Annotated in this window: 15 protein-coding genes; 6 read left to right on the forward strand and 9 right to left on the reverse strand. The window is 71.1% G+C overall.

Going from position 1 to position 22665, the window contains the following annotated elements; translation table 11 throughout:
- Positions 1-7 precede the first annotated feature (7 nt).
- The gene (locus tag MNY62_RS13220) at positions 8-1318 is read left to right on the forward strand and encodes an ABC transporter ATP-binding protein (RefSeq protein WP_242344648.1); all 1311 of its coding nucleotides are present in this window, start codon (positions 8-10) and stop codon (positions 1316-1318) included.
- A gap of 25 nt (positions 1319-1343) precedes the next feature.
- Here the strand turns inward: MNY62_RS13220 and MNY62_RS13225 are convergent, their stop codons facing one another.
- The 3 genes from MNY62_RS13225 to MNY62_RS13235 form a co-directional block, all read right to left on the reverse strand.
- Positions 1344-2105, reverse strand: coding sequence for a metal ABC transporter permease (locus MNY62_RS13225; protein ID WP_242344649.1), 762 nt, complete (start codon positions 2103-2105; stop codon positions 1344-1346).
- Positions 2105-2794, reverse strand: a complete 690-nt coding sequence (locus MNY62_RS13230; RefSeq protein WP_242344650.1) for a metal ABC transporter ATP-binding protein — start codon at positions 2792-2794, stop codon at positions 2105-2107. Before MNY62_RS13230 ends, MNY62_RS13225 begins: the two co-directional genes overlap by 1 nt.
- A 200-nt stretch (positions 2795-2994) precedes the next feature.
- The gene (locus MNY62_RS13235; protein ID WP_242344651.1) at positions 2995-6243 is read right to left on the reverse strand and encodes a fused MFS/spermidine synthase; all 3249 of its coding nucleotides are present in this window, start codon (positions 6241-6243) and stop codon (positions 2995-2997) included.
- 319 nt (positions 6244-6562) lie between these two features.
- On the opposite strand from MNY62_RS13235, the gene MNY62_RS13240 reads away from it, so the two are divergent.
- Positions 6563-8461 (forward strand): cyclic nucleotide-binding and patatin-like phospholipase domain-containing protein, encoded by a 1899-nt coding sequence (locus MNY62_RS13240; protein ID WP_242344652.1) that lies wholly within the window; start codon positions 6563-6565, stop codon positions 8459-8461.
- Between the two features lie 33 nt (positions 8462-8494).
- On the opposite strand, the gene MNY62_RS13245 is transcribed toward MNY62_RS13240, so the two are convergent.
- A complete protein-coding gene (locus MNY62_RS13245; protein ID WP_242344653.1) occupies positions 8495-9373 on the reverse strand; it encodes an adenylate/guanylate cyclase domain-containing protein in 879 nt (292 codons plus the stop codon).
- A 595-nt stretch (positions 9374-9968) separates the two neighbouring features.
- On the opposite strand from MNY62_RS13245, the gene MNY62_RS13250 reads away from it, so the two are divergent.
- From MNY62_RS13250 to MNY62_RS13260, 3 genes are all read left to right on the forward strand, one after another.
- Positions 9969-10973, forward strand: coding sequence for a choice-of-anchor D domain-containing protein (locus tag MNY62_RS13250; RefSeq protein WP_242344654.1), 1005 nt, complete (start codon positions 9969-9971; stop codon positions 10971-10973).
- Between the two features lie 354 nt (positions 10974-11327).
- On the forward strand, positions 11328-11654 hold the full coding sequence (locus tag MNY62_RS13255) for a DUF2917 domain-containing protein (protein ID WP_242344655.1): 327 nt from the start codon (positions 11328-11330) through the stop codon (positions 11652-11654).
- Positions 11655-11770: 116 nt separating this feature from the next.
- Entirely contained in the window at positions 11771-12505 is a 735-nt protein-coding gene (locus MNY62_RS13260; protein WP_242344656.1) for a hypothetical protein, read from the forward strand.
- A gap of 109 nt (positions 12506-12614) precedes the next feature.
- On the opposite strand, the gene MNY62_RS13265 is transcribed toward MNY62_RS13260, so the two are convergent.
- The 4 genes from MNY62_RS13265 to MNY62_RS13280 all read right to left on the reverse strand — a co-directional run bounded on the left by MNY62_RS13265 (position 12615) and on the right by MNY62_RS13280 (position 21218).
- Positions 12615-18632, reverse strand: coding sequence for an InlB B-repeat-containing protein (locus tag MNY62_RS13265; RefSeq protein ID WP_242344657.1), 6018 nt, complete (start codon positions 18630-18632; stop codon positions 12615-12617).
- 426 nt (positions 18633-19058) lie between these two features.
- Positions 19059-19445 carry an ester cyclase gene (locus MNY62_RS13270; RefSeq protein ID WP_242344658.1) on the reverse strand — a complete coding sequence of 129 codons (387 nt, stop codon included), beginning with the start codon at positions 19443-19445 and terminating at the stop codon, positions 19059-19061.
- Positions 19446-19750: 305 nt separating this feature from the next.
- Positions 19751-20659 carry a DUF4145 domain-containing protein gene (locus MNY62_RS13275; protein WP_242344659.1) on the reverse strand — a complete coding sequence of 303 codons (909 nt, stop codon included), beginning with the start codon at positions 20657-20659 and terminating at the stop codon, positions 19751-19753.
- A 166-nt stretch (positions 20660-20825) separates the two neighbouring features.
- Positions 20826-21218 carry a hypothetical protein gene (locus tag MNY62_RS13280; RefSeq protein WP_242344660.1) on the reverse strand — a complete coding sequence of 131 codons (393 nt, stop codon included), beginning with the start codon at positions 21216-21218 and terminating at the stop codon, positions 20826-20828.
- Between the two features lie 442 nt (positions 21219-21660).
- Between MNY62_RS13280 and MNY62_RS13285 the strand changes: the two genes are divergently transcribed.
- The gene (locus tag MNY62_RS13285; protein WP_242344661.1) at positions 21661-22230 is read left to right on the forward strand and encodes a hypothetical protein; all 570 of its coding nucleotides are present in this window, start codon (positions 21661-21663) and stop codon (positions 22228-22230) included.
- 145 nt (positions 22231-22375) lie between these two features.
- Here MNY62_RS13285 and MNY62_RS13290 read toward each other — a convergent pair whose 3' ends face one another.
- On the reverse strand, positions 22376-22546 hold the full coding sequence (locus MNY62_RS13290; protein WP_242344662.1) for a hypothetical protein: 171 nt from the start codon (positions 22544-22546) through the stop codon (positions 22376-22378).
- Positions 22547-22665: the final 119 nt, after the last annotated feature.

The following is a 22665-nucleotide window of genomic DNA, read 5'->3' on the forward strand; positions in this document are numbered from 1 at the left end:
TCCCCCGATGTCCCAGGCCACGGCGCTGGCGATGACCGAGCGCGAGTTCCTGTGCGAGCTCCGCCACGTCGACAAGGAGTTCCCCCAGGGGAAGGGCGCGCCCCTCCGCGTGCTCCAGGACATCTCGCTCGCCATCCGGCCGGACGAGGTGGTGGCGCTCCTCGGGCCCTCCGGATGCGGGAAGTCAACGATCCTGCGCATCCTCGCCGGGCTGACCGCTCCCACGCGGGGAGAGGTGCTGTACCACGCGGCGCCGCTCGCGGGGCTCAACCCCGGCCTCGGCTTCGTCTTCCAGAGCTTCGCGCTCTATCCGTGGATGACGGTCAGCCAGAACGTCGAGGCCGTCCTGCGGGCGAAGGGGCTCTCGCGCGAGGAGGCCTCATCCCGGGCGAGCGGGGCGATCCGCACCGTCGGCCTCGCGGGCTTCGAGGAGGCGTATCCACGGGAGCTCTCGGGCGGGATGAAGCAGCGGGTGGGCATGGCCCGGGCCTTCTCGCTCGATCCCGAGATGCTCTTCATGGACGAGCCCTTCAGCCAGGTGGACGCGCTCACGGCGGAGAGCCTACGGGCCGAGGTGCTCGACATCTGGGCCGCGAAGGACAAGAACCCCTCCTCGATCGTGATGGTCAGCCACGACATCAAGGAGGTCGTCTACATGGCCGACCGGATCGTGGTGCTCGACGCGAACCCGGGGCGGGTCCGCACCGTGGTCGAGAACGCGCTCCCGCGGCCACGCGACTATCGCTCGCCGGAGCTCCTGCAGCTCGTGGATCGCCTGCACGACATCATCACGGGAATGGAGATGCCGGACGTTCCGGCTGGCCGGGCGCCCTCCGCCGCGTTCGAGCCCATCCCCCAGGTCGGCGCAGGCGAGATCCTCGGCCTTCTCGAGTACCTGGACGCGCGCGGTGGTCAGGAGGACGTCTTCCGGATCACGTCCGACACCGACCGCGAGTTCGGCAAGCTCATCGCGGTGGTCAACGCCGCCGAGGTGCTCGACCTCGTGGACACCCCGAAGCGCATGGTCGTGCTCTCTCCCGAAGGGGCGCAGCTCGTGAAGGCGAGCCCGGAGGATCGGAAGGCGCTCTGGCGAGAGCACATCCTCCGGCTTCGCCTCTTCCAGGTGGTCATGGACGCCCTCGCGCGCTCGGAGGAGCACCGGGTCGATCGCGACTTCGTCCTCGAGCTCATCGCGGTCCATATGCCGAACGAGGACTACGAGCGGACGTTCGAGACGATCCTGGACTGGTCGCGGTTCGCGGACCTCTGGACCTACGACGAGGAGTCCGAGACGATCGCGCTGCGACACGGCTCGTGAGGAGGACCTCCTTGCAGGCCGCGCCTCAGGGCCGCCGACGGATGACGAGGCCGACGAGGAACATCCCTGCCGCGATGGCGATGATCAACGGCCCGGTGGCTCGATGGAGGCGCGGGGCCAGGAGCTCGCCGGCCAGCGTGGCGGAGACGGCGACGCCGGCCGAGATCGCGAACATCCCGTCGAGGCTGCGCGCGAGGTGCTTCGCCGTCGCGGCGGGGATGATGACGAGGGAGCCCATGAGGAGGACGCCCAGATAACGGAGCCCGAGCGCCACGGTGAGCGCGAACGCGAGGAGGTACAGGAGCTCGAGGCGCGCGACGCGGATCCCCGACGTTCGGGCGATGTCCCCCGAGACCAGCACGATGACGAGCCGGTGCCGCTGCGTCAGGACGAAGGCGACCACGGCGGCGGCGCCCGCGAGCCCGAGCGCCAGCTCCCAACGGCCGAGGGTGCCCGGCGCGCCGAGGAGCGCGTCGACCAGCTCGTCCCCGGTGGCGAGCATGCTCCCCACCGCGAGCGCCAGCGAGAAGACCACGCCGATCACGGTCTCGGTCGAGATGCGGGTCTGTCGCTCGAGCCACCAGATCAGGAGCGTGCCGGCGAGCAGCGCCGCCAGCCCGCCCAGCACCGGGTGGAAGTGAAACACCAGGGCGAGCCCGATGCCGGGGAGCGCGACGTGGGACATCGCATCCGACGCGAGCGTCATCCGGCGCATGACCGCGAAGCAGCCGACGAGCCCCGCGGCCACCGCCATGCCGATCGACAGCGTGAGGCCGGTCCAGTCCATCAGTGGTGATGGTACTTGAGCGGCGTGCCGTACACCTGCTCGATGCGCTCGGGGGTCAGGATCTCCTCCGGGGGCCCGAAGCACGGCTCCTCGCGCGAGAGGCACAGCACGTTCGTCGCGTACCGGTAGACGACGCTCAGCTCGTGGGAGATGAGGAGCAGCGTGAGCCGCTCGGCGTCCTGGACCCGGTGGATCATCTCGTACAGCCGCTCCTCCCCGGGCTCGTCCACCCCGGCCGTCGGCTCGTCGAAGAGGAGGACGTTCGGCTTGCCCATGAGCGCGGACGCGAGGAGGAGTCGCTGGAACTGACCGCCGGAGAACGCACCGATGGCCTGATCCGCGGCGCCTGGCGGCAGGTTCACGAGCTCTAGGGCACGGCCGAGGTCGGTGCCATGGACGCCCGACACCTCTGCCTTGGCGCGGAGGAAATCCCGACCCGTGACGGGCAGGTCCCGTTCGATGTCGAGCTTCTGGGGCACGTACCCGATGCGGGTCCCCGGGGCCCAGCGGACCACCCCACCGTGAGGCAACGCCCCGATGAGCGCCCGGAAGAGGACCGTCTTCCCTGCGCCGTTCGGTCCGATCACCGCGAGCGCGCTGCCCTGCTGGACCCTGAAGCTGAGATGTCGCAGGACCTCGGTCCCGCCGAGGCGAACCGAGAGCCTCTCGACCTCGAGCGCGTTCTCCATGTGCCCTAAGCCTCTCCCCAGAGGTCGCTCATCCCGGTTTCCGCTCGTCCGGCGCGTCGCGCACCTCGCCACGGTCGGCGCCGTGGCGCACAGTGTGCCCCACGCCGCGCCGGCGAGCACGTCCGGCGCGCGGGGCCGGGCCCGGAGGTCCCGGTCCGGGTGCCACCCGCCGGTGCGGCGTGAGCGGGACGGGAAGCGCGCTAGCGAGTCGCCGGGGGAGGACGAACCATGCCCGGCAGCGGGACGTGCCTTCGGTACCCCTCGAGCGCGGCGCGGGCGCCGCTCATCGCCGGGCTGCCCGAAGCTCCGAGGACCGCGACGGCCTTCTCTTCCTCCTCGACCGCGTCGTCGAAGTCGCCCGTCGCCGCATAGGCGGCGGCGAGCGTCTCGAGCGACCCGGGATCGCTCTCACCCGTCTCCTTCACCGCCGAGCGTGCGAGGCGCACCGCCTCGGGCGGATCGCGATAGGTCGGGTCGGTCGCCAGCAGGAGCGCGAGGTGCTGCTTCGGCGCGGCGAGGTCCGGGTCGATCTCCACGGCGCTCCGGAGCTGCGCGACGGCGTCGCCGGTTCGACCCAGCATCGCGAGCGACACCGCGAACCGATCGCGCAGCCCCGCGTCCTTGGGCGAGAGCTGGAGCGCGCGCTCGTAGTGCCCGGACGCCTCCCCCGGCATCCCCTCCGCCTGCAGGATGTCACCGAGGATCGCGTGAGCGGCGCCGAAGCTGGGATCCTCGGCGAGCGCCTCGCGCAGCGCGGCCGTGGCGTCGTCGGTGCGCCCTCGGAGGGCGAGGACGCGGCCGAGGTTGACGGTCGCCTCGACGAGCATCGGGGAGGCCTCGAGCGCCGCCCGGTAGAGGACGATGGCGTTCTCGAAGTCCTTCCTCACGTCGAGTCCCAGCGCGTGCGCGAAGATCGCCTGGCCGACGATCTGGTGCACCACGCCGAAGTCGGGCGCCTCGGCGAGCGCGCGCCAGAGCAAGCCCTGCGCACCGGGCGTCCCGCGCGCATCGCCGACGAGGCCGTCGACGAGGTCGCCGACCGCCCGCGAGCTCGCGTCGAGCTCCGCAGCGTCCGCGCCGACCAGGGCGACCTCCCTGACACCGCTCCGGCGAAGCCGCGCAATCTCGGACAGGTTCGCGGCGACCCGCTCGCCGTCCGGGCCGGTGAGCGCTCCCGGCGGGTAGAACTCGAGGATCGGGCGCTCCAGCGAGTTCGTCGTGCTCCCGTCGGATACCCAGGCGCGCAGCGACCCCGTGTCCGCGACGAGCAGGCTCGCCACGTCGGTGGCGCGGCGCCAGCCATAGCGGCGGAGGTCCTCGGTCTCCGGCGCGTCGAGGACGCGCTGGACGTGGGCCATGTCGAGGGTCAGGGCTTGCTTCGTGCCGACGAGGAAGCTCGAGCCCTCGCCCAGCCACATGTACGCGTGAGGGAAGACGCTCGTGAACGTGCGGACGATGGTCTTGAGATCGTCCGGCTCGACGTCGAGCGGCACCCACTGGATCATCGTGCCGTCCGCGGCGAGGTGGTCGAGCGCGCTCCGGTAGTAGTCGCTCGAGTAGAAGAGCGCGTTCCCGGCGTGGCCCGAGCGCGACTTTCCGTCCGAGATGATCGCGTCGTAGCGGGCGGCGCTGCGCTTGAGGTAGTTGACCCCGTCGTCGTTCACGACGCGGATGGACTGCCTCTCGAGGGCGCCGCCGTTCCAGGGCGCGAACTCACGCGCCGCCTCGATCACCGAGGGGGAGAGCTCGACGCACTCGACGTTCGCGACCCCCGGATGGCGCGCGACCTCGCCGACGAGGATCCCGGTCCCGAGCCCGATCGACAGCACGTGCTCCGGGGTCTTCCGCGAGAGCATGAACGGCAGGTGGGCGAGGACCTGCTGCTTCTTGTCCACGCCCGCGCTGCTCTGCCCGATCGTGATCCCATCCACGGCCATGACGAGCTGCCGCCCGTCCCGCGCGCGTCGGAAGACCTTCACCGTCGAGACCGGGCCCTCCTGGTAGAAGAGCACCGGATCGAGGGCGTCGCCGCCGCTGGCGGGGAGGGGCTCTGGATGCCACGCCCACAGGAGGACGACGCTGCTGCAGAGGCAGGCCGCCACGGGCGCCACCCTCAGCAGCCTCGTGCGCCAGGGACTCCGCTTCACCTCGTGGGCGAGCCCCCACCCCGCGCCGAAGAGGTTGAACGTGGCGACGAGCGCGATCCCCTTCTGCATCCCGAGCAGCGGCAGGACGACGAACCCGCCGATCGCGGCGCCGGCGACGTTCCCCAGGGTGTTCGCGCCGTAGAGCTGGCCGAGGCGCCGGCCGAGCGTGTCGACCGAGCGTGCCCAGATCACCGCCGCGATCGGCAGCGTCGTCCCGATGAGCGTCGTCGGGACGATCATGATGAGGAAGCTGAGGAGGAACCTGCCCGAGAGCGCGGTGGTCCAGCCCGGCTCGCCGTCGGCGAACCAGCGCTTCCCGTACTCGAGCACCCACCGGGTCAGCGGAATGGTGGCGAGGGTGGACGCGGCGATGGCGACCTGGATCCAGCCCAGTGTCCGCCTCGGGTTCCGGAGGCGATCGACGAACCCTCGCGCGATGAGGCTCCCGAGCGCGATGCCGACGAGGAACGTCGAGAGCATCGTCACGAAGGCGTACGTCGAGGTGCCGACGAGGACGGAGAGCATCCGCGTCCAGATCACCTCGAGGCACAGGGACGCGATGCCCGAGAGCATCATGACGACGAGCAGCCCTCGGTCGGTACCGGCGGGCGCTGCGACCGGGGGGGCCGCGGCCTGCGGAGCGGCTGCGCCCGAGGGTTCGGTGCCCGCCCCCCTGCGGCGAACGGCGGCCACGGCGAGCGCGGCGACGCCGGCGGCGCAGTTCACCGCGACCGCGATCCACAGCGTGCCGTGGACCCCCAGCGCGCGGATGAGCATGAAGCCCGCGGCGACGCTGCCCACGACCGCGCCGGCGGTGTTCAGCCCGTACAGGAGGCTCAACCCGCGCCCGAGGTTCCCGATGCGCTGCACGAGCGCGCGGGTGATCGCTGGTAGCGTCGCACCCATGAGCAGCGTGGGCGGGAGGACCACCACCGCCGCGAGGAGGATCCGGAGAAGCAGCAGGGTCGGCGAGGCCGGCGCGAGCCGGGCAGCGGCCCACGCATGGACGGGGTCGAGCAGGCGGATCGCCCCGTTGCCCGCGAGCGCCGCGGCGGCGATCCCGAGCTCGAGCCATCCGTAGACCCGGAGCGCGTCGCGATTCCGGTCCGCGACCGGGCCGAGCGCCCACCCGCCGAGCGCGAGGCCGCCCAGGTAGGTGGCGAGGACGGCGGTGATCGCATGGATGCTGACGCCGAAGACGTCGCTCAGCATGCGCGACCAGACGACCTGGTAGATCAGCCCGGCCGCGCCGGAGACGAAGAAGATCGCGGAGACGACCCAGAGATCGCGGCGTCGTTGCATGGCCGCGGAATGTACCCGCTTGGCCCGTCCGACCCAAGCCGCGTCGCGCCGTCGCCAGGCGAGCGTCGGCTACCGCATGCCGGGCCCCACCATCTACTGGAAGGCGGGCGGGCGCCGGCTCGCGTCGCGCACACCGGCGCCGCGGAGAACGGGGCCCCGATCGGAGAACGATCCGCTCCACGGGGGCGCTTATCTGCGACGACACGAGCGCCGCGCCCACGGCATCGGCGTGCAGTCGGAGCGCTGGGGCCTCAGCCGCGACGGCACGCCCAGGCTTTCCCGGGTGCCGTGGGCTGGAGCGCCCGCTCGAGGACGCGCCGTGGACTCGCTCGACATCGGAACCTCCGCGACCGGGCCTCCCGATCGACGAGGCGACGTCCTGGGCGCTCTGCGACGGGAGCGCCTCGCGGCCCACCTCGTCGCACTCTTCGGGTCCGCCGACACGGAGATCGCCGACGATCTGCTCCGGCTGGGAGAATGGGTGAAGGTCTCGGGCGGAGACCGCCTCTTCGGTCAGGGTGAGCCCGGCGACAGCATGTACATCGTGGTCGCCGGCCGGCTCGTCGCGCTCTGCGCGGACGCCTCGGGGCGCGAGCGCGTCGTGGGCCAGGTCCGTCCCGGCGAGAGCGTCGGGGAGATGGGCTTGCTCGCGTCACAGCCGAGGACCGCCACGGTTCAGGCAGTGCGCGACAGCGTGGTGGTCCGGATCTCCGAGCAGGCGTTCCGGCAGGTCATCGCCAAGCACCCCCAGCTCCTCGCCGGCGCGGCGCGCCTCATCATCCGCCGGACGACCGAGATGATCCGCGGCCGCACGTCCATCGAGCGGGTGAAGAACATCGTGATCGTGCCGCTCCGGCGGAGCGTCGCCGGCTCGGAGTTCGTGGAGCGCCTCCGGCGCGCGCTGGAGCGCCGCGGGAGGACGCTCGTCATCGACCGCGCGCGCGCCGACGCGGTGCTCTCGGCGAACGGCATCTCCCCGGCCAGCGGCGACGACGCGCGCGACCTCGTCTTCTCGGCCTGGCTCGACGAGGAGGAGCTTCGCCACGAGTCGATCCTCTACGAGACGGAGCGTTTGAGCGATGCCTGGACGGAGCGCTGCCTCCGCCAGGCGGACGTCGTGCTGATGCTGGCGCCGTCCGGAGAGCCGCCGGAGCTTCACGCCGACGAGCATCGCCTCGCCCGCGGCGACGGCCACGGCGAGCGCCGTGAGCTCGTCCTGATCCACCCGCCCGGCGCGGGTCCGCCGGCGGAGACCGACCGCTGGCTCGCCCCACGCGACGTCGCTCGCCACCACCACCTCCGCTGGGACCGCGAGGACGACTTCGGGCGGCTGGCGCGGTTCCTCACCGGCGAGGCCGTCGGCCTGGTGCTCGGAGGCGGGGGGGCTCGCGGGTTCGTCCACCTGGGCGTGATCAGGGCCCTGCGGGAGGCGGGGATCCCCATCGACGCCGTCGGGGGCACGAGCCAGGGCGCCATCGCCGCGGCCGCGGTCGCGATGGACTGGGACGACGCCACCATCGAGCGCCTGCACCGGGTCTTCACGCAGCGCAACCCCATCGGCGACTACTCGCTCTTTCCGCACCTCGCGCTCGTGAAGGGCAAGCGCCTCGAGGACGCGCTCCAGCGCTCCTTCGGGGCGCGCGGCGCCGAGGACACCTGGCGATCGTTCTTCTGCATGTCGGCCAACCTGACGCTGGCGCGTCCCGAGGCGCACCGGCGCGGTCCGCTCTGGAAGGTGCTCCGGGCGAGCGCGGCGATCCCCGGCATCCTCCCGCCGGTGGTGTTGGGAGAGCACCTCCACGTGGACGGCGCCCTCCTCGACAACATGCCGGTCGAGGCGATGCGCGGCAGCGGCGTGGGCCGGATCGTCGCGGTCGACCTCGAGGTGAAGCGCGAGATGAGGGTGCTCCGCGGGGAGCTGCCGTCGGTCGTCGACTTCCTCAGGGAACGGCTCCGCTCCGGCGTGGACGGTCCGGCGTCGCCCGGGCTCGGCTCGATCCTCTTCAAGTCGGTGATGATGTCGAGCACCCAGCGCTCGCAGGAGCTCCGGGACGAGGTGGACCTCCTCCTCTCGCCGGAGCCCGCCGAGATCGGCTTCCTCGAGTGGAAGGCCCTCGATCGCGCCATCGAGCTCGGGTACCGCTACGCCAGGCGGGAGCTCGCGCGTCGCGACGTCCGCGGGTGGGTCGAGGCCGCGGCCGCCCTCCCCGGCTCGTGAAGCGCGCGATCGCCACGCGGGGGCCCGCGGCGGCTATTCGCACTGGAACTCCAGGACCGTCGCGTTCGCGTCGGTGGTGGGGCGGCCGAGCGCGATCCGCCCCCGCGCCCGCAGGACCAGCTCCTCCCGGCGCAGGCACCGCTCCGTCTCGTCCGCCATCGCGACGTAGGTCCCGTTCGCGCTGTGGTCCACGAGGACGAACGCATCGCGGCGCCTCTCGACGTGCGCGTGCCGGCGCGAGGCCTCGCGATCGCCGACGACGAAGTCCGACGCCGCGTCTCGTCCCAGGGTGAAGGGGCCGGCGCCGTCGAGCCACCGCTCCCGTCCGGCGGACAGGATCCTCAGCCGCGTGACGCGCTCGCCGGGGACGCTCTGCCGTATGAGCGTCAGCTCGTCGGCGCGCCCCGCCTCCCAGACGTACTCGAGGAGCTCGACCGGCTCGTGGCGGCCTTTCACGGTGGCATGGCCCAGCCTTCGAACGCTCTGTCGCAGCGTCTCGCCGAGCCGGTCGACCACCTCGCGCGTGACGACCACCTGCCCGGTCTTCGCCAGGCCGGCGATCCGCGCCGCGACGTTGACGCAGTCGCCGTACAGGTCGCCGGCGCGCTCGAGCACGGGGCCGTAGTGGCAACCGACGTGGATCCCGATCGCGCTCCCGCGGATCTGCTTCAGGCCCGTCGCCTGCATCGCGTGCGCCGCGCGCACCGCCGCGTCGGCCTCCGCGAAGGCGCACATGAGGCCGTCGCCCAGGCGCTTCACGATCCGGCCGCCATACACGCCGGCCGCGAGCTCGATCCGACCGAGCCGCTGCGCGATCCGCGCATGCGCCTGCTCGTCGCCGAGCTCCTCGTAGAGGCGCGTGCTGCCCGTGACGTCCACGAACAGCACGGCACAGGTGCGCGGGAGGTTCATCGGCGTGGGCGAGGCTCGGCGGCGGCGCGCTCCGGCCCGTCCACTGGATCTCGTCGCGCGCTCCGGGGGCGCACCTCCCAGAGGGGCCCGCCGGCGCCGGCGGCAGCTACCGCACCGGCGTGCGCCAGCCCACCTCGCCGGGAGCCGTGGCCTCCCCGTCCCCTGGGCGAGTCACGGCGAGCGGCGCGCCGGCCTTTCGCCGCCGAGCGCGCCGAGCTCGCGCCCGAAGCGGACCGAGAGCCTGGACCGGATCGGCGTCGCGCGCGCCGCGTGCACCCGACGAGGACCGCGGCGCGCCGTAATTCGACGATGGCGCTCGGAAATCCGAGGTGTGAGCTGAGGGCGGTCGGAGCACATCCGCGGAACGGCGCGCACTCGACCCTCGCCCGCGGCGGGTACAGGGTCTGCGTAAACCCCTGGGTTAGTTTGACGTCATACATTCATGGTCCCTACCGGTCGGCATTCGCGTCCCCCGCGCCGTGTGCGCGGCGCCCCGCGTGCAGCAGGGGCCACCCGCTGCACGCGGGATGGACCCGCACCGGGCGGCCTCCGGGCCGCGTCATCGCCGGGCGATTCGCCCGGAGAAGGGAACACGATGCACCGGATCAAGAACCTCGCCGTCGTCGCCGTACTCGCCGCGGTCGCCGCGCCGCTCTCCGCGAGCGCGCTCTCCACGTACCTCTCGACGTTCAACTCCAAGTACGGGACCTCCGGCACGGCCCTGGACAGCTGCACCACCTGCCATGGCAGCGGCGGCACGAGCACGTTCAACCCGTATGGCACCGACGTGCGCGCCAACATCGCGTCGGGGATCGCCTCTGCGCTCACGCTCGCCGAGCCCAAGGACTCCGACGGCGACAAGGTCACGAACCTCGACGAGATCACTGCGCGCACGCTGCCGGGAGACGCGACGAGCTTCCCGGTCGCGCCCGCGCCGAAGATCGCGGTCGCCCCGACGTCGCTCTCGTTCGGTACCGTGGCCGTCGGCAGCTCCGCCACCCAGACGGCGACCGTGTCGAACACGGGGACCGCGGACCTCACGGTGACCTCGGTGTCGAGCTGCAACGGCACCTCCACCGAGTTCACCGCCTCCCCCGCCGCCGCCTTCACGGTCGCGCCCGGCGGCACCCAGACGCTCACCGTCAAGTACGCCCCCGCCGACGCGACGACGGACAGCGGGTGCATCCAGCTCGCGAACAACGACTCGACGGACGGGACGGTCCAGATCGCCGTCAGCGGCACGGGCCAGAGCCAGCCGACCGCGGTGGTCGACGTGGACATCACCCGGTTCTCCGTGCCGAAGCGTCTCGACCTCTCGCGCGGCGGCACCGCCGCGCCGAAGGTGTCGGTCGTGAACGCCGGGACCGTGGCCGGGACCGTCACGGTGCACGTGGAGGGATCCGTCACCGACGCCCAGGGCGTGGCGGCGATCGTGTACACCGCCAGCCAGGACGTGACGCTCGCGCCTGCCGCCACCGCGAAGGTGTCCTTCCCGGCGTATGCGCCGGCGGGGCCAGAGGTCGTCACCTGGACGGCCACCGTCGCCGACCAGGACCCGGACGTCGACGCCTCGAGCGCGACCACCAAGGTCGTGCCGTAGCGAGCCTTCAACAACTGTGGTGAACGAGGGGGAGGGCCACGTGGCCCTCCCCCTCTTCGTTCTGCAAATCATCACCCACTTCTTCCACGAGGACGACGGGGACCGAGTGGAGTCGGGTCGCCTCGGGGGATCGCTTCCTTCCGGGCTCTCGCGGTGTCCGGCATTCGCGCTGGCGCAGGAGCGTGCTCAGGGAATGAGCGATCTGCGCGACGCGCTCGAGAGCCGCCGACCGAGCGCCCCTCCGCGAATTCCGCATTTCGGTGCTGCCGCAGCGAAGGGCGGCGTGGCCCGCCCGCTGCAAAGCTCGGGTCTGGGTGCCCCGCCGAGGACGGCTGGGCGAGAGGATGGCACACGATGGCTACCACGAAGATGACCGCACTCCCGCGCACCGGCGTAGCGCGGAAGCTCGACGAGGACGCGGCGATGAGGCTCTGGCGCGGCGGGGCTGCGACCGTCGTGCGCGTCGAGCGCGGGACGGTGCTCGTCACGCAGGAAGGCGATCTCGACGACCACGTCCTCGAGCCGGGCGATGAGCTCGTGCTCGACGGCGAGGGCCTCGCGGTGGCGTGGGCGTTCACGGAGGCCGTGATCTCGGTGCGCGAGGCAGCCCAGCGCGGCTCGACGACTCGGACCGCCTCCTCGCTGGACGGTGACCTCTCGCCCGCACCCCGCGCGACCTGATGCGGCGGGCGGCGTGACGAGCGGGATCGATCGCGTCACGTGCGCGCATGCGCGCTTCGAGGCGCCCTCACCGGCGGCAGTGCCGAGCCCGGGCCTCTGTGCGCACACTCACGGGCGTGAAGACTCTCCTGAAGCTCGGCGCGGGCATCGGCTTGGCAGCGGGCGCGTACGCGCTGTGGGGTCGCCCACGCATGCTCCGCTGGGGTGCGACACCGGATGAAGTCAGGGCGCGATCTCCAGGCGCGGACATCATCCCGGGCGGCAAGCGCGGCTCGACGATGGCCGCCACCCTCGATGCCCCACCCTCCGCGGTGTGGCCGTGGCTCGTGCAGATGGGGTACGGCCGAGCGGGCTGGTACAGCTGGGACCGCCTCGACCACTTCGGCAAGCCAAGCGCTCGCCGGATTCATCCGGAGTGGCAGTCGCTCTCCGTCGGACAGCGCCTGCCGGCCACCCCGGATGGCCGGTACTGGTTCGACGTGGCGGCGGTCGAGCGCGAGCGGTTCCTCGCGCTGCGCGTCTTCACGTCGGGCGGTCGCCAGTACGACTCCGCGGATCCGCGCCCACGGGCCTTCAGCGACTTCACCGACTCGCTGTGGGCGTTCGAGCTCGAGGGGCTGCCTGGCGGGCGGACGAGGCTCGTCGTGACCGTCCATTCCGCCGGTCGACCGCGGCTCATCGACAGCGTGCTCGGCTACCTCTTCTGGGAGCCGGCCCACTTCGTCATGCAGCTCCGCCAGTTCGGAAACCTCCGCCGCCGCGCCGAAGGCGCGCCCCGCGGAGCGCGACGGGAGCGGGCGATGCGGTCGCCGGCCGAAATGCCGATGGCGCCGCAGCCCCCGCAAGCCTGACGAGGGCTGGCCCCCGGTGTCGAGGGCCGGCGATCCCCATGAGCTCGCCCGCTCGAGACCGGCCGTCTCCGGCCGGGGGCGGCGGGCCGCCGTCCCCGGCGCGGTCCCCTCAGCGCGCCGCCGCGGACAGGGGACAGGATGCGGCGGCGAACGTCGCCGTGACGGACTTCGCCGCCGACATCGTGACGGTGCACGGGCTCGCGGTGCCGTAGCACCCGCCGCTCCACGAGGTGAACGTGGCGCAAGCGCCCGGGGTCGCCGTCAGGGTGACGGCCGAGCCGGCGCTCTCGTCCGCCGCGCAGCCTTCGATGCTCCCCGACGTGCAGGCGATGCCGGGGCCCGTCACGGTGCCCGTGCCCGCTCCCGCCGTAGTGACGGTGAGCCGGAACGTGGTCGGCTGGAACGTGGCCGTCACCGTCTTGGCGGACGATATCGTCACGGTGCAGGTGCTGCCGCTCGTGGTCGTGCAGCCGGACCAGCTCTTCAGCATGGAGCCCGTGGCGGGGTTCGCCGTGAGGGTCACCGTGCTGCCGTTGGCGACGGCGGTCGTGCAGCCCGCCGGGTCGGTGCAGTCGGGCCCCGCCCCCGTGATCGTGCCCGTCCCGCCGTAGTAGGAGGCGGGCTTCACCGTGAGCGGGTACGTGCTCGGCTGGAACGTCGCCGTGGCCGTCTTCGTGGCGGTCATCGTCACCGTGCACGTCGCGCCGCTCACGGAGGTGCAGCCGGTCCAGCTCTTCAGGATCGAGCCCGCGTCGGCGGTGGCGGTGAGGGTCACGGTCTCGCCGTTCGCGATGCTCGCGGTGCACCCCGCGGTCGACCCGGTCGTGCAGGCGATGCCCGGTCCGGTGACCGTGCCGGTCCCGCCCGAGGCCATCGGGTTCACGGTGAGCACGAACATGCTCGGCTGGAAGTTGGCCGTGACCGTCTTCGCGGCCGTTATCGTCACCGTGCACGTGTTGCCGCTCACCGAGGTGCAGCCGGTCCAGCTCTTCAGGATCGAGCTCGCGTCCGGGGTGGCGGTCAGGGTCACGGTCGTGTCGTACGCGATGCTCGTGGTGCAACCGGCGGTGGACCCGGCCGTGCAGGAGATGCCCGGCCCCGTCACCGTCCCCGACCCACCCGAGGCGGTCGCGTTCACGGTCAGCGCGTAGGTGCTGGGCATGAACGTCGCCGTGACCGTCTTCGCCGAGCTCATCGACACGGTGCAGATCGCGCCGTTCGTGGACGTGCATCCCGTCCAGCTCTTGAACAGCGACGTCGCGTCCGGCACCGCCGTCAGCGTGAGGGTGGCCCCGTTCGCCTCCACGTACGTGCAGCCCGTGGTCGAGCTGCAGTCGACCCCATCGCCCTGGACCGCTCCCGCGGCGCCCGCCCCGGCGGTCTTCACCGTGAGCGCGTACGTGCTCGGCTGGAACGTCGCCGTGACCGTCTTCGCCGAGCTCATCGACACGGTGCAGGTCACGCCGATCGTGGACGTGCAGCCGGTCCAGCTCTTGAACAGCGACGCCGCGTCCGGCACCGCCGTCAGCGTGATCGTCGCCCCGTTCGGCTCGACGTACGCGCAGCCCGTCGTCGAGCTGCAGTCGATCCCGTCACCCTGGACGGTGCCGGCGGCGCCCACCCCGGCGGTCTTCACCGTGAGCGCGTACGTGCTCGGCATGAACGTCGCCGTGACCGTCTTCGCCGAGGTCATCGTCACCGTGCAGGTCGCGCCGTCGACGCTCGTGCACCCCGTCCAGCTCTTGAAGAGGGAGCTCGCGTCCGGGGCCGCCGTGAGGGTCACCGTCGCGCCGTTCGCCACGAGCGTCGTGCACCCCGCGGGATCGCTGCACGCGACGGCGCCGCCGATCGTGCCGGTCGCGGTCGTCCCCGACAGCGAGATGGGCTTGACGGTCAGGGCGTACTGGCTCGGCTGGAACGTCGCCGTCACCGACTTCGCCGAGGTCATCGACACCGTGCAGACGTTGCCGGCGACGCTCGTGCAGCCGCTCCAGCTCGCGAAGATCGACTCCGCCTCGGGGGTCGCCGTCAGCGTCACCGAAGTCGCCGGCGACGTGTTGGGCACCGACACCGTGCACCCCGCCGTCGAGCCGGTGGTGCAGGAGATGCCCTCGCCCGTCACCGTCCCGCGCCCGATCCCGGACGTCCTCGCCGTGAGCGTCACGGTGGCCGGCTGGAACGTCGCCGTCACCGTCTTCGCCGCATCCATCGAGACCGTGCAGACGTTGCCGGACATCGTCGTGCAGCCGCTCCAGCTATACAGCGTCCACCCCGCCTCCGGCGCCGCCGTCAGCGTCACGGACGTCGCCGGCGTCGTGTTGGGCACCGACGCCGTGCACCCCTCCGTCGAGCCGGTGGTGCAGGAGATGCCCTCGCCCGTCACCGTCCCGCGCCCCGTCCCCGCCGTCTTCACGGTGAGGACCCGGGGGGGCGGCAGGAACGTGGCCGTCACCGACTTCGCCCCGGTCATCGAGACCGTGCAGACGTTCCCGGCGACGCTCGTGCAGCCGCTCCAGCTCGAGAAGACGTATCCCGTGGCCGGCGTGGCGGTGAGCGTCACGGCCGGTGAAGGCGACGCGTTCGGCACCGAGACCGTGCACCCCGCCGTCGAGCCGGTCGTGCAGGAGATCCCGTCGCCGGTCACGGTTCCACGCCCCGACCCGGCGGTCGCGACGGTGAGCGGGTAGCTCGCGAGCGAGAAGGTCGCCCCCACGGTCCGGGCGGCGTCCATCGTGACGGTGCAGGTCGAGGCCGCGCCCACGCACGCGCCGGTCCAGCCGAAGAAGATCGACCCGGACGCCGCCTGGGCGGTGAGCGTCACCGACCACCCGGCCGGAAACTCGGCCGAGCACGACGCGCCGCAGACGATCCCGGCCGGGCTCGAGGTGACCGTCCCGGCGCCGTCCCCACCGGACGCGACGGTGAGCGAGAAGCCCGGCGTCCCGCCGAAGTCGACCACCTTTCCGAGAAGGTCGACCGAGGTGCCGCCACAGTAGCCCGACGCGCAGTTGCTCCAGTCGTCCCAGGTGACGAGGAACCTGCCCTTCGCGAGCGGTACGACGTAGGGGTATAACTGATTGCCCGGCTTCCCCTCCACCCACACGCCGTTCGACGCCGCCAAGGGAACGCCCGTCGGCCCGAGGCGCTGCACGAACACATCGTAGTGTCCGGGCCGCTTGTCGGACCATGCGTAGAACGCGCCGTCTTCACCGTCGGCGACGACGAGCGGGGAGATCTGGTCGCCGTACGCCGCCGTGACCGGGACGCCGTTCGTGCCCCACAGCATGCTCCCCAGCGGATCGACCCGCTGGGTGTACACGTCCCAGCTCGCGTTCCGCCAATCGTGCCAGACCACGAACGCGCCGCCCCGTCCGTCCGACGTCATCGTGACCTGATCGGGAGCGTAGCCCGGTACGAAGGTGCTCGGAGCGACGGTCAGGCCCGACACGACGGGGACCGCGCCGGCCGGCCAGACGCTCTCGCCGAGAGCGTTCAGGCGCACCGCATAGATGTCGCTGCGCGACAGGTACGTCACGCCGCCGGGGTTGAGGGGCAAGTTCCGGAAGTCGTGCCACGCGATGATCGCGCCGCCGGCGCCGTCGGAGACGATGTTCGGCCCGAGGGCGATCTCCGGCGCGACGAGCAGGCCGTCCTGCACCCAGCCCGGCTGGCCGAAAGCGTTCAGGCGCTGCGCATAGATGGCGTAGGAGCCGGAACGCCGGTCGACCCACGTGGCGAGCATGCCACCGGACGGGGCCCGCACGATGGCCACGTTGAACTGCTCTCCGGTCGCCTGCGTCACGGGCAACCCGCCGGCCTGCCACAGCATCGCTCCATTGGCGTCGATCTTCTGAGCGTAGATGTCCGACGCGCCGCTGCGGTACTCCTGCCACGCGACGAACGCGCCCCCAACGCCGTTGGCGAGGACCGTGGGGTTCGTCTGGCCTGGGTTTGCCTGAGACGACACCCAGACGCCGTCGACACCCCAGAGCTTCTGCCCGGAGCCGTTCACCCGCTGGGCCCGGATGTGCTTGTCCTGGGCGCTCGAGTTGCTCCCCTCCATCCACGCGATGATCGCGCCTCCCGCTCCGTCGGAGACGATGGTGGGATTGAGCTCGGCCCCAGCGGCGGAGGTCAGCGGCACGCCGTCCGCGGTCCAGGACACGTTCCCGAAGCCGTCCACGTGCTGCATGAAGAGATCGGGATTGCCGTTCCTCGTGTCGACCCACACGTAGAACGCACCGCCGGATCCGTCCGGGACCGCGGGAGGTCTCGGGCTATGGAGCGGATCCCATCTCTGGTCGGCGTTCGCCTTGGAGAGCACGGTGTTGCAGTTGCTGATCTTCACGCCCGAGGAGACGCGCTGCACGACCGAAAGCTGCGCGGGGCCGTTCGCGGCGTTCGAGGTGAGGGTCAGCGTGCCCGTCCCGGTGGTGACTCCATCGACCGAGACGAGCGGGAACGAGGGCATCGTCCCCGACCCGGGCTGGATCGAGAGCCAGTCGGGGCCGGAGGCCGACCATGCGAGCACGTCGCCGCCGATGTTGTAGAGGTCGACCGGCAACGCCCACTGCTGCCCGGCGCACATCGTCGCCGGGACGTCGAACTCGAGCGGACCCCCGACGACCTCGAGGATGGGAGGATCCGCGGGAGGGTCGAAGGCCCTCGCCACCGCGGCGGAGGCGTCGAGCCGCCCCCAGCCGTAATACGGGTCGTATCCTGGAGCGTCGAGCGAGGGGGAGCCGACCTCGTCGCGCGCCGTGTGCCGGATGAGCGACTCGACCTGCGCCACGGTCAGCTGCGGGTTCGCGGACAGCAGCAGCGCGGCGACCCCGGAGACGTGAGGCGCCGCCATCGACGTGCCGGCCTGCCGGAGGTAGTTGCCGCCGACGGCGAGGGACGCGTCGCCGGTGTTCGCGGCCCGGAGCGAGAGGATGTTGCGCTGCCCTTCGTAGAGCGACGCGCCGTCAGGGCCGCCGCCGGGGGCGGCGACGTCGACGAGGTAACCCCAGTTCGAGAACGACGACCTCGAGTCATCGGCGCCGGACGAGGCGACCGTGATCACGTCCTGGACGTTCGCAGGGAAGGCGGTCCGGACGTCGGCGTTGGAGTTGCCCGCGGCGAACGTGACGACGCTGCCGAGGCTCCGCGCCAGCGCGATCGAGTCGGCGATGGCCACGTCCGTGCTGCAGCCGGAGCAGCCCCAGCTGTTGTTGATGACGTCGGCGCCGTTCCTCGCCGCGTACGTGATCGCGGCCGCGAGGTTCGAGAACCCGCCGTAACCGGTGTCACCGAGCCCCTTCACCGGCATGATCCGGGCCTGGTACGCGACCCCGATCACGCCGAGGTTGTTGTTCCCCACCGCCGCGATGGTCCCCGCGACGTGCGTCCCGTGCCCGAACCTGTCCATCGGGTCGGCGTCGCCGTAGGCGAAGTCCCAGCCGCGCACGTCGTCGACGTAGCCGTTGCCGTCGTCGTCGACGCCCGGGACGCCGTTCAGCTCGGCCGCGTTGGCCCACACGTTCTCGACGATGTCGGGGTGGTTGTAGTCGAGCCCCGAGTCGACGACGGCGACCACGGCGCCGAGCCCCGTCGCGACGTCCCAGGCCGCCGGAGCGCCGATCGTCGCAAGCGGCCAGAGGTCGCCGTAAGCTTGCCCCCACGACCCGACGGACCCGAGATATGGGTCGTTGGGAACCACCTCGACGCTCGCGACGTAGTCGGGGGTGGCGGACTCGACGCTCGGGTTGGCCGCGAAGGCATGCGCCATCTTCTGGATGTCCGTGTCCGCGGGCACCTCGAGCACGTAGACGTGGACCAGGTCCGGGAGCTCGGCGCGCGGCGCACGCGCAGCCCTCGCGGCGAACTCGGCCCGGGACGCCTTCACCGTCTCGAGGAACCTCCGCCGCCGGTCCGCGAGCGCGCCCTTGCCCGGTACGTCGATGGCGCCCGCGAACAGGGACGAGAACACCGGCGTGATCGCGCTCACGCGGTACTCGGCGACGAGCCTGTCCAGGTCCGCGCCGCCGGAGCGCGCGCTCGCCGCGAACCTGAGGCCGTGTCGACGGATGACGTCCGCAGGCTCGCCCAGCGTGTCGCGGAACTTCACGACGAGGCGGCCGGGCACCCAGTGCGGCGACTTATCGGCGTCCTCGTCGCTCTGACGGGCGGGAACTGCACCGTGATCCCGAGCCGATGCCGAGCTGCGGCTGCTCACGGTCGAGGAGTCGTCTCGATCCGGAGCGTTCGAGCTGCAGCTCAGGCACACAGCTAGACAGCAGACCGCGAGCGGCGCGGCGAGTAGGTGGCGCATGGATTTCCCCCGGTAAGACCCAGACGGTACCGGGGAGACTACGGGTTTAAATCGCCCGGAGCGGTGCGACATGCGGTCGCACACGCACCGTCATCCGAGAGTGAAGCGACCGACCGTCATTGACTCGCGGGTCAGGATCGTCCCGCGCTCACGTCGCGGATCCGCGGCCCGGCGGCGATGCCCTTCGAGAACGCGAATGCACAGGTGCCGGGACGTGCCGTGCCGCCCTGCCGACCGGAATCAACGCGCGCCGAGCTGCCCGAGGAGGGCGAGGCCGTCCCACTCGCCCCAACGCTCGACGATCCATCCTCCCTCGAAGCGCAGGATCTCGATCCCCTTGAACGCGATGCGCCGGCCGGTCGGCGGCACGCCGAGGTACGCGCCCCGGTGCGTGCCGGTCGCGGTCCATCGCACGACCGCCTCGCTCCGGGACGCGTCGACGAGCATGTCCTCGATGCGCGCCTCGAAGTCGGGGAACGCAGCGTACAGCTCGCGGATGCCGCTCTTGAACCCCTCGCGATCGGGAGGGCGGCCCGAGGCGTCGTGGTCCACGAACTCGGGTGCGTGGAGCTCGTCGACGACCGCGTCGCGCCCCTTCTGCCAACCGTCCTCGATCCAGCGGTTCACGAGTCGCCGATCTCGTCTGCGGACATCGTTCGCACGGCATCTCCTTCACTGCCCTGCGCCACGACTGCGCCGGGAACTGGAGTGTTATCTACAGTTCTCCTGCTGCATCAAGTTCGGCTGCTGTGACGCCTGGGCAACCTCTTGCTCGAGCGGTCATGGTGGAGGAGGCTGCGGCTCTGTCGCTCACACTGGAGCAGGCGCCAGCGCACTCGCCGCGAGTGAACTTCGCGCAGATATCGCGCTCGGAGAGCTTCTTCTTGTTCATCGCGGGGGCCAGGGCCCCAGTTCGGAGCGCGTGCACCGACTCACCCCGCGCGCGCCTGCGTCCGACGGACGGCTTCCCCAATGAACCGGAAGATGCTGGTCGCCACGGTTAGTGCCAACTCTGCATCCTCGCGCTCGATCTGCGCGCGAAGGTCTCGGACGTGAGCAGACTCGTTCCGCAGGTCGCGAAGGGCCTCCATGAGATCGGACAGCACTCTGCGCTTCGCCTCGTTCTCCTCGCCCGGTAGAAGCCAGTCCACCAGCGCATCGAACCGCTTCTTGCCGTCCTCGCCGGTCGTGGCCGCGGCGGCCTCAAGCGCCCGTCGCGCGTCGGTGACGACAGTGGACCATTGGCCCTGCCGGAAGGCCGCTTGAGCCTCCCCAAGGACTTGCAGCGCCTTCTGGAATCGTTCGTGGCGCTTCATGGACGTGACGGCAACCTCAAATGTCTCAACGGCATCGAAACCAAGCAGTGGGAGCAGCGCGACCCACTCGTCCCTGCCGATGGTCAGTCCGAAATGACAGGAGTCTGTCTCGGTCTTCGCGTGGAGCGAGAGAACCTGCGGCGTAGCGGTTCCTCCGACGTTGACCGACACTGTCGTGGTTCGGATCGGACGCCACACGGGCCGCAGCCAGACATCAAGGCGGATCTCGACCGTCCGGCCCTGCCGCCAGTCCTCTACCCTGCGGATGAATGCTGCGCTGACGGGGAAGCAGAGTTCCACACGGACCAGCCCGTGTCCGTTCACCGTCTGCGGATGGATAGGGGAAAGCGCATCGCTCCAGTTCCCGGCCGCTAGGCCTTCGCTGTTGCAGGAGGCTGAATACTGAACCGCGAGAAGGTCGATGTCGTTATCGCCCTTCCACTGCAGTTCGACCGTTCGCCTCAACTCCATGAACGGCAAGAGGCGCGCCGAGAAGCGGCCTTCTGTAACGACACCCCATCCCATGGCGAGTTGACATCCTCCGTCGCCGCCAAATCCACGCGGCCGGTGAGACTTTACCGACCGTCTCTGACGTCAGCAGCGCTTGCTTGAAGTACCCGGGTCTCTCGCTGCGCCGGCGAGTTGGGTGTCGCGGAGGCGCTCGGGCGCCACGCGGCCTAGATCGCCAGTTTCATCGCCCGCGACCAGGCGAGTTCATGAGCGTGGCGGCCCCTGCCATTCCGTCCACAAACTTCTTCATCGCCTGCTCGACCTGCTTCCACTCCGCCTGGTAGGTCGGGTGGAGGCGGTCCACTGGCGTGTCCGCGACGACGGTCTTGAAGTCGCCGACCGAGAGTCTGCCGACGTACTGGCCGGAACGAACCCTTCGCAGTCGTCTGGCATGCCGCGCCGCTCCGACACGGGCACGGGCCTTGGTGATGAACCCGGCGACACCGGACCTGACACCCTGGACCGCGTGCGTGACCGCCCACTTGATAGTCGGCACCAAGACGGCGGCGATCACGGCCCCTGTCAGCAGCGGGATCCAGTTCGTCGCCCAGTAGGTCAGGACCTGATCGAACACGCGACGTCCTCTTCCGACCAATCTACTGCCTGGACTTCAGATCCCGAAGCTCCGCCTCCAACTTCCGCACCCGCTCGCGGAGGCGCTCTTCCGCCGCTGTCGCCTCGCTGCGCCCGAGGTCGTACGCGCAGGCTGCGCACTTATGGCGACCGACGCCGCCCTGGGACTCCGGTAGCGCGTTGAACGTCGCGGGCATCTTCCCGGAGTGGTCTGTGGCGCAGATCCTCGGCATGGCTCCCCCTTCCGCTCGAAGACGACACCGACACCGGCAGTGTGCCCCGACAAGCGCGGAAGGTGAAGTTCGAGTTCGCTGCGCCGGCCGGCCCCCTTCGTCGCTCTGGTTGGAGTTGGAATTCTCCGCTCGCATCCCCGGCCTGCGGGACGGCGCATGTCCACCCACCGTGGTACTTGGTTCGGAACTCTGCTCGAGGGGGGAAACGAAATGAAGACGATGCTTGTGGCAGTGGCCGCCCTATCCACTGTCGGCTGCGTGCCGACGGTCCTGACGACGACATCCGAGTCGTTCCACACGCTCGCGCAGGGATCGTACCAAACGGCGGCGAAACGGCAGGTATGGGGCCGCGCCCTGGAGCAGTTCCAGCGGCACAACGCGATCGTGACGGTCGCGGACTATGAGGCGGGAATTCTCGCGTCGGGTGGGCAGCCGGCGGGGGTGATCCCATGCAACGCCTACCGTAGGCGCTGCGGGCTGACGGTCGGATGGCAGTTCACGATGTCCGATGACGGGACGTCGCTGCTGTCCGTTCGGCGTGCAATCACCGGAGACGTCGAATATCTCGCCGGCTCTCTGCTCCAAGATGACCGCCGAGAAATGCTCGATTACGAGGCCGACACAATCCTAGCGGCTATCGTGGGCGAGCGCGGATCAGTTGCCCAGCGAAAGCCGCGGACGGCACCGCCGCCGCCGTCCCTGCTGCCCGTTGGGGCCAGGTGCTACGTCGGCTCCGAGTGCGCTTCGGGGCAGTGCGTGCTGGCGAAGTGCTCTAAGTAGCGGCGTCCGCCCGCTGTCCTCGCAGCCCTCTCGCCGCCGAGCTTGAGGCTAGCCGCGACTCAAGGTGTGGATTGCCCGGTGGTCCGCGCACGAGGACCGGCATGCGAGCCTCTCGATCGGCACCGCGCACTACGGGCGCGTTCTCTTACACGACTTCGCGGGCTGCGAACTGGAGGAGTTCCTCGCCGCGACCGGGCTCGCGCCGCGCGATCTCCTCGCCAACCTCGATCACGCCCAGGTCAACGGGGTCACGGTACCGCTTCCCATGCGTGCCGGAGGCAGCCGCCTCGCGATCCGTCGGCCGCAGCTTGATCACCTTGCACCGCGAGCGGGTCGCACCTAGGCGGGATGCCGACTGTTCGTCACCTGCATACCTCCCCCCTGACCTCTGACTCCGGGTGATTCCGCCCTGCACGCGTGGACAGGACAGGCTAC

The sequence above is a fragment of the Anaeromyxobacter terrae genome, assembly GCF_022690685.1.
Taxonomy (GTDB): Bacteria; Myxococcota; Myxococcia; order Myxococcales; family Anaeromyxobacteraceae; genus Anaeromyxobacter; species Anaeromyxobacter terrae.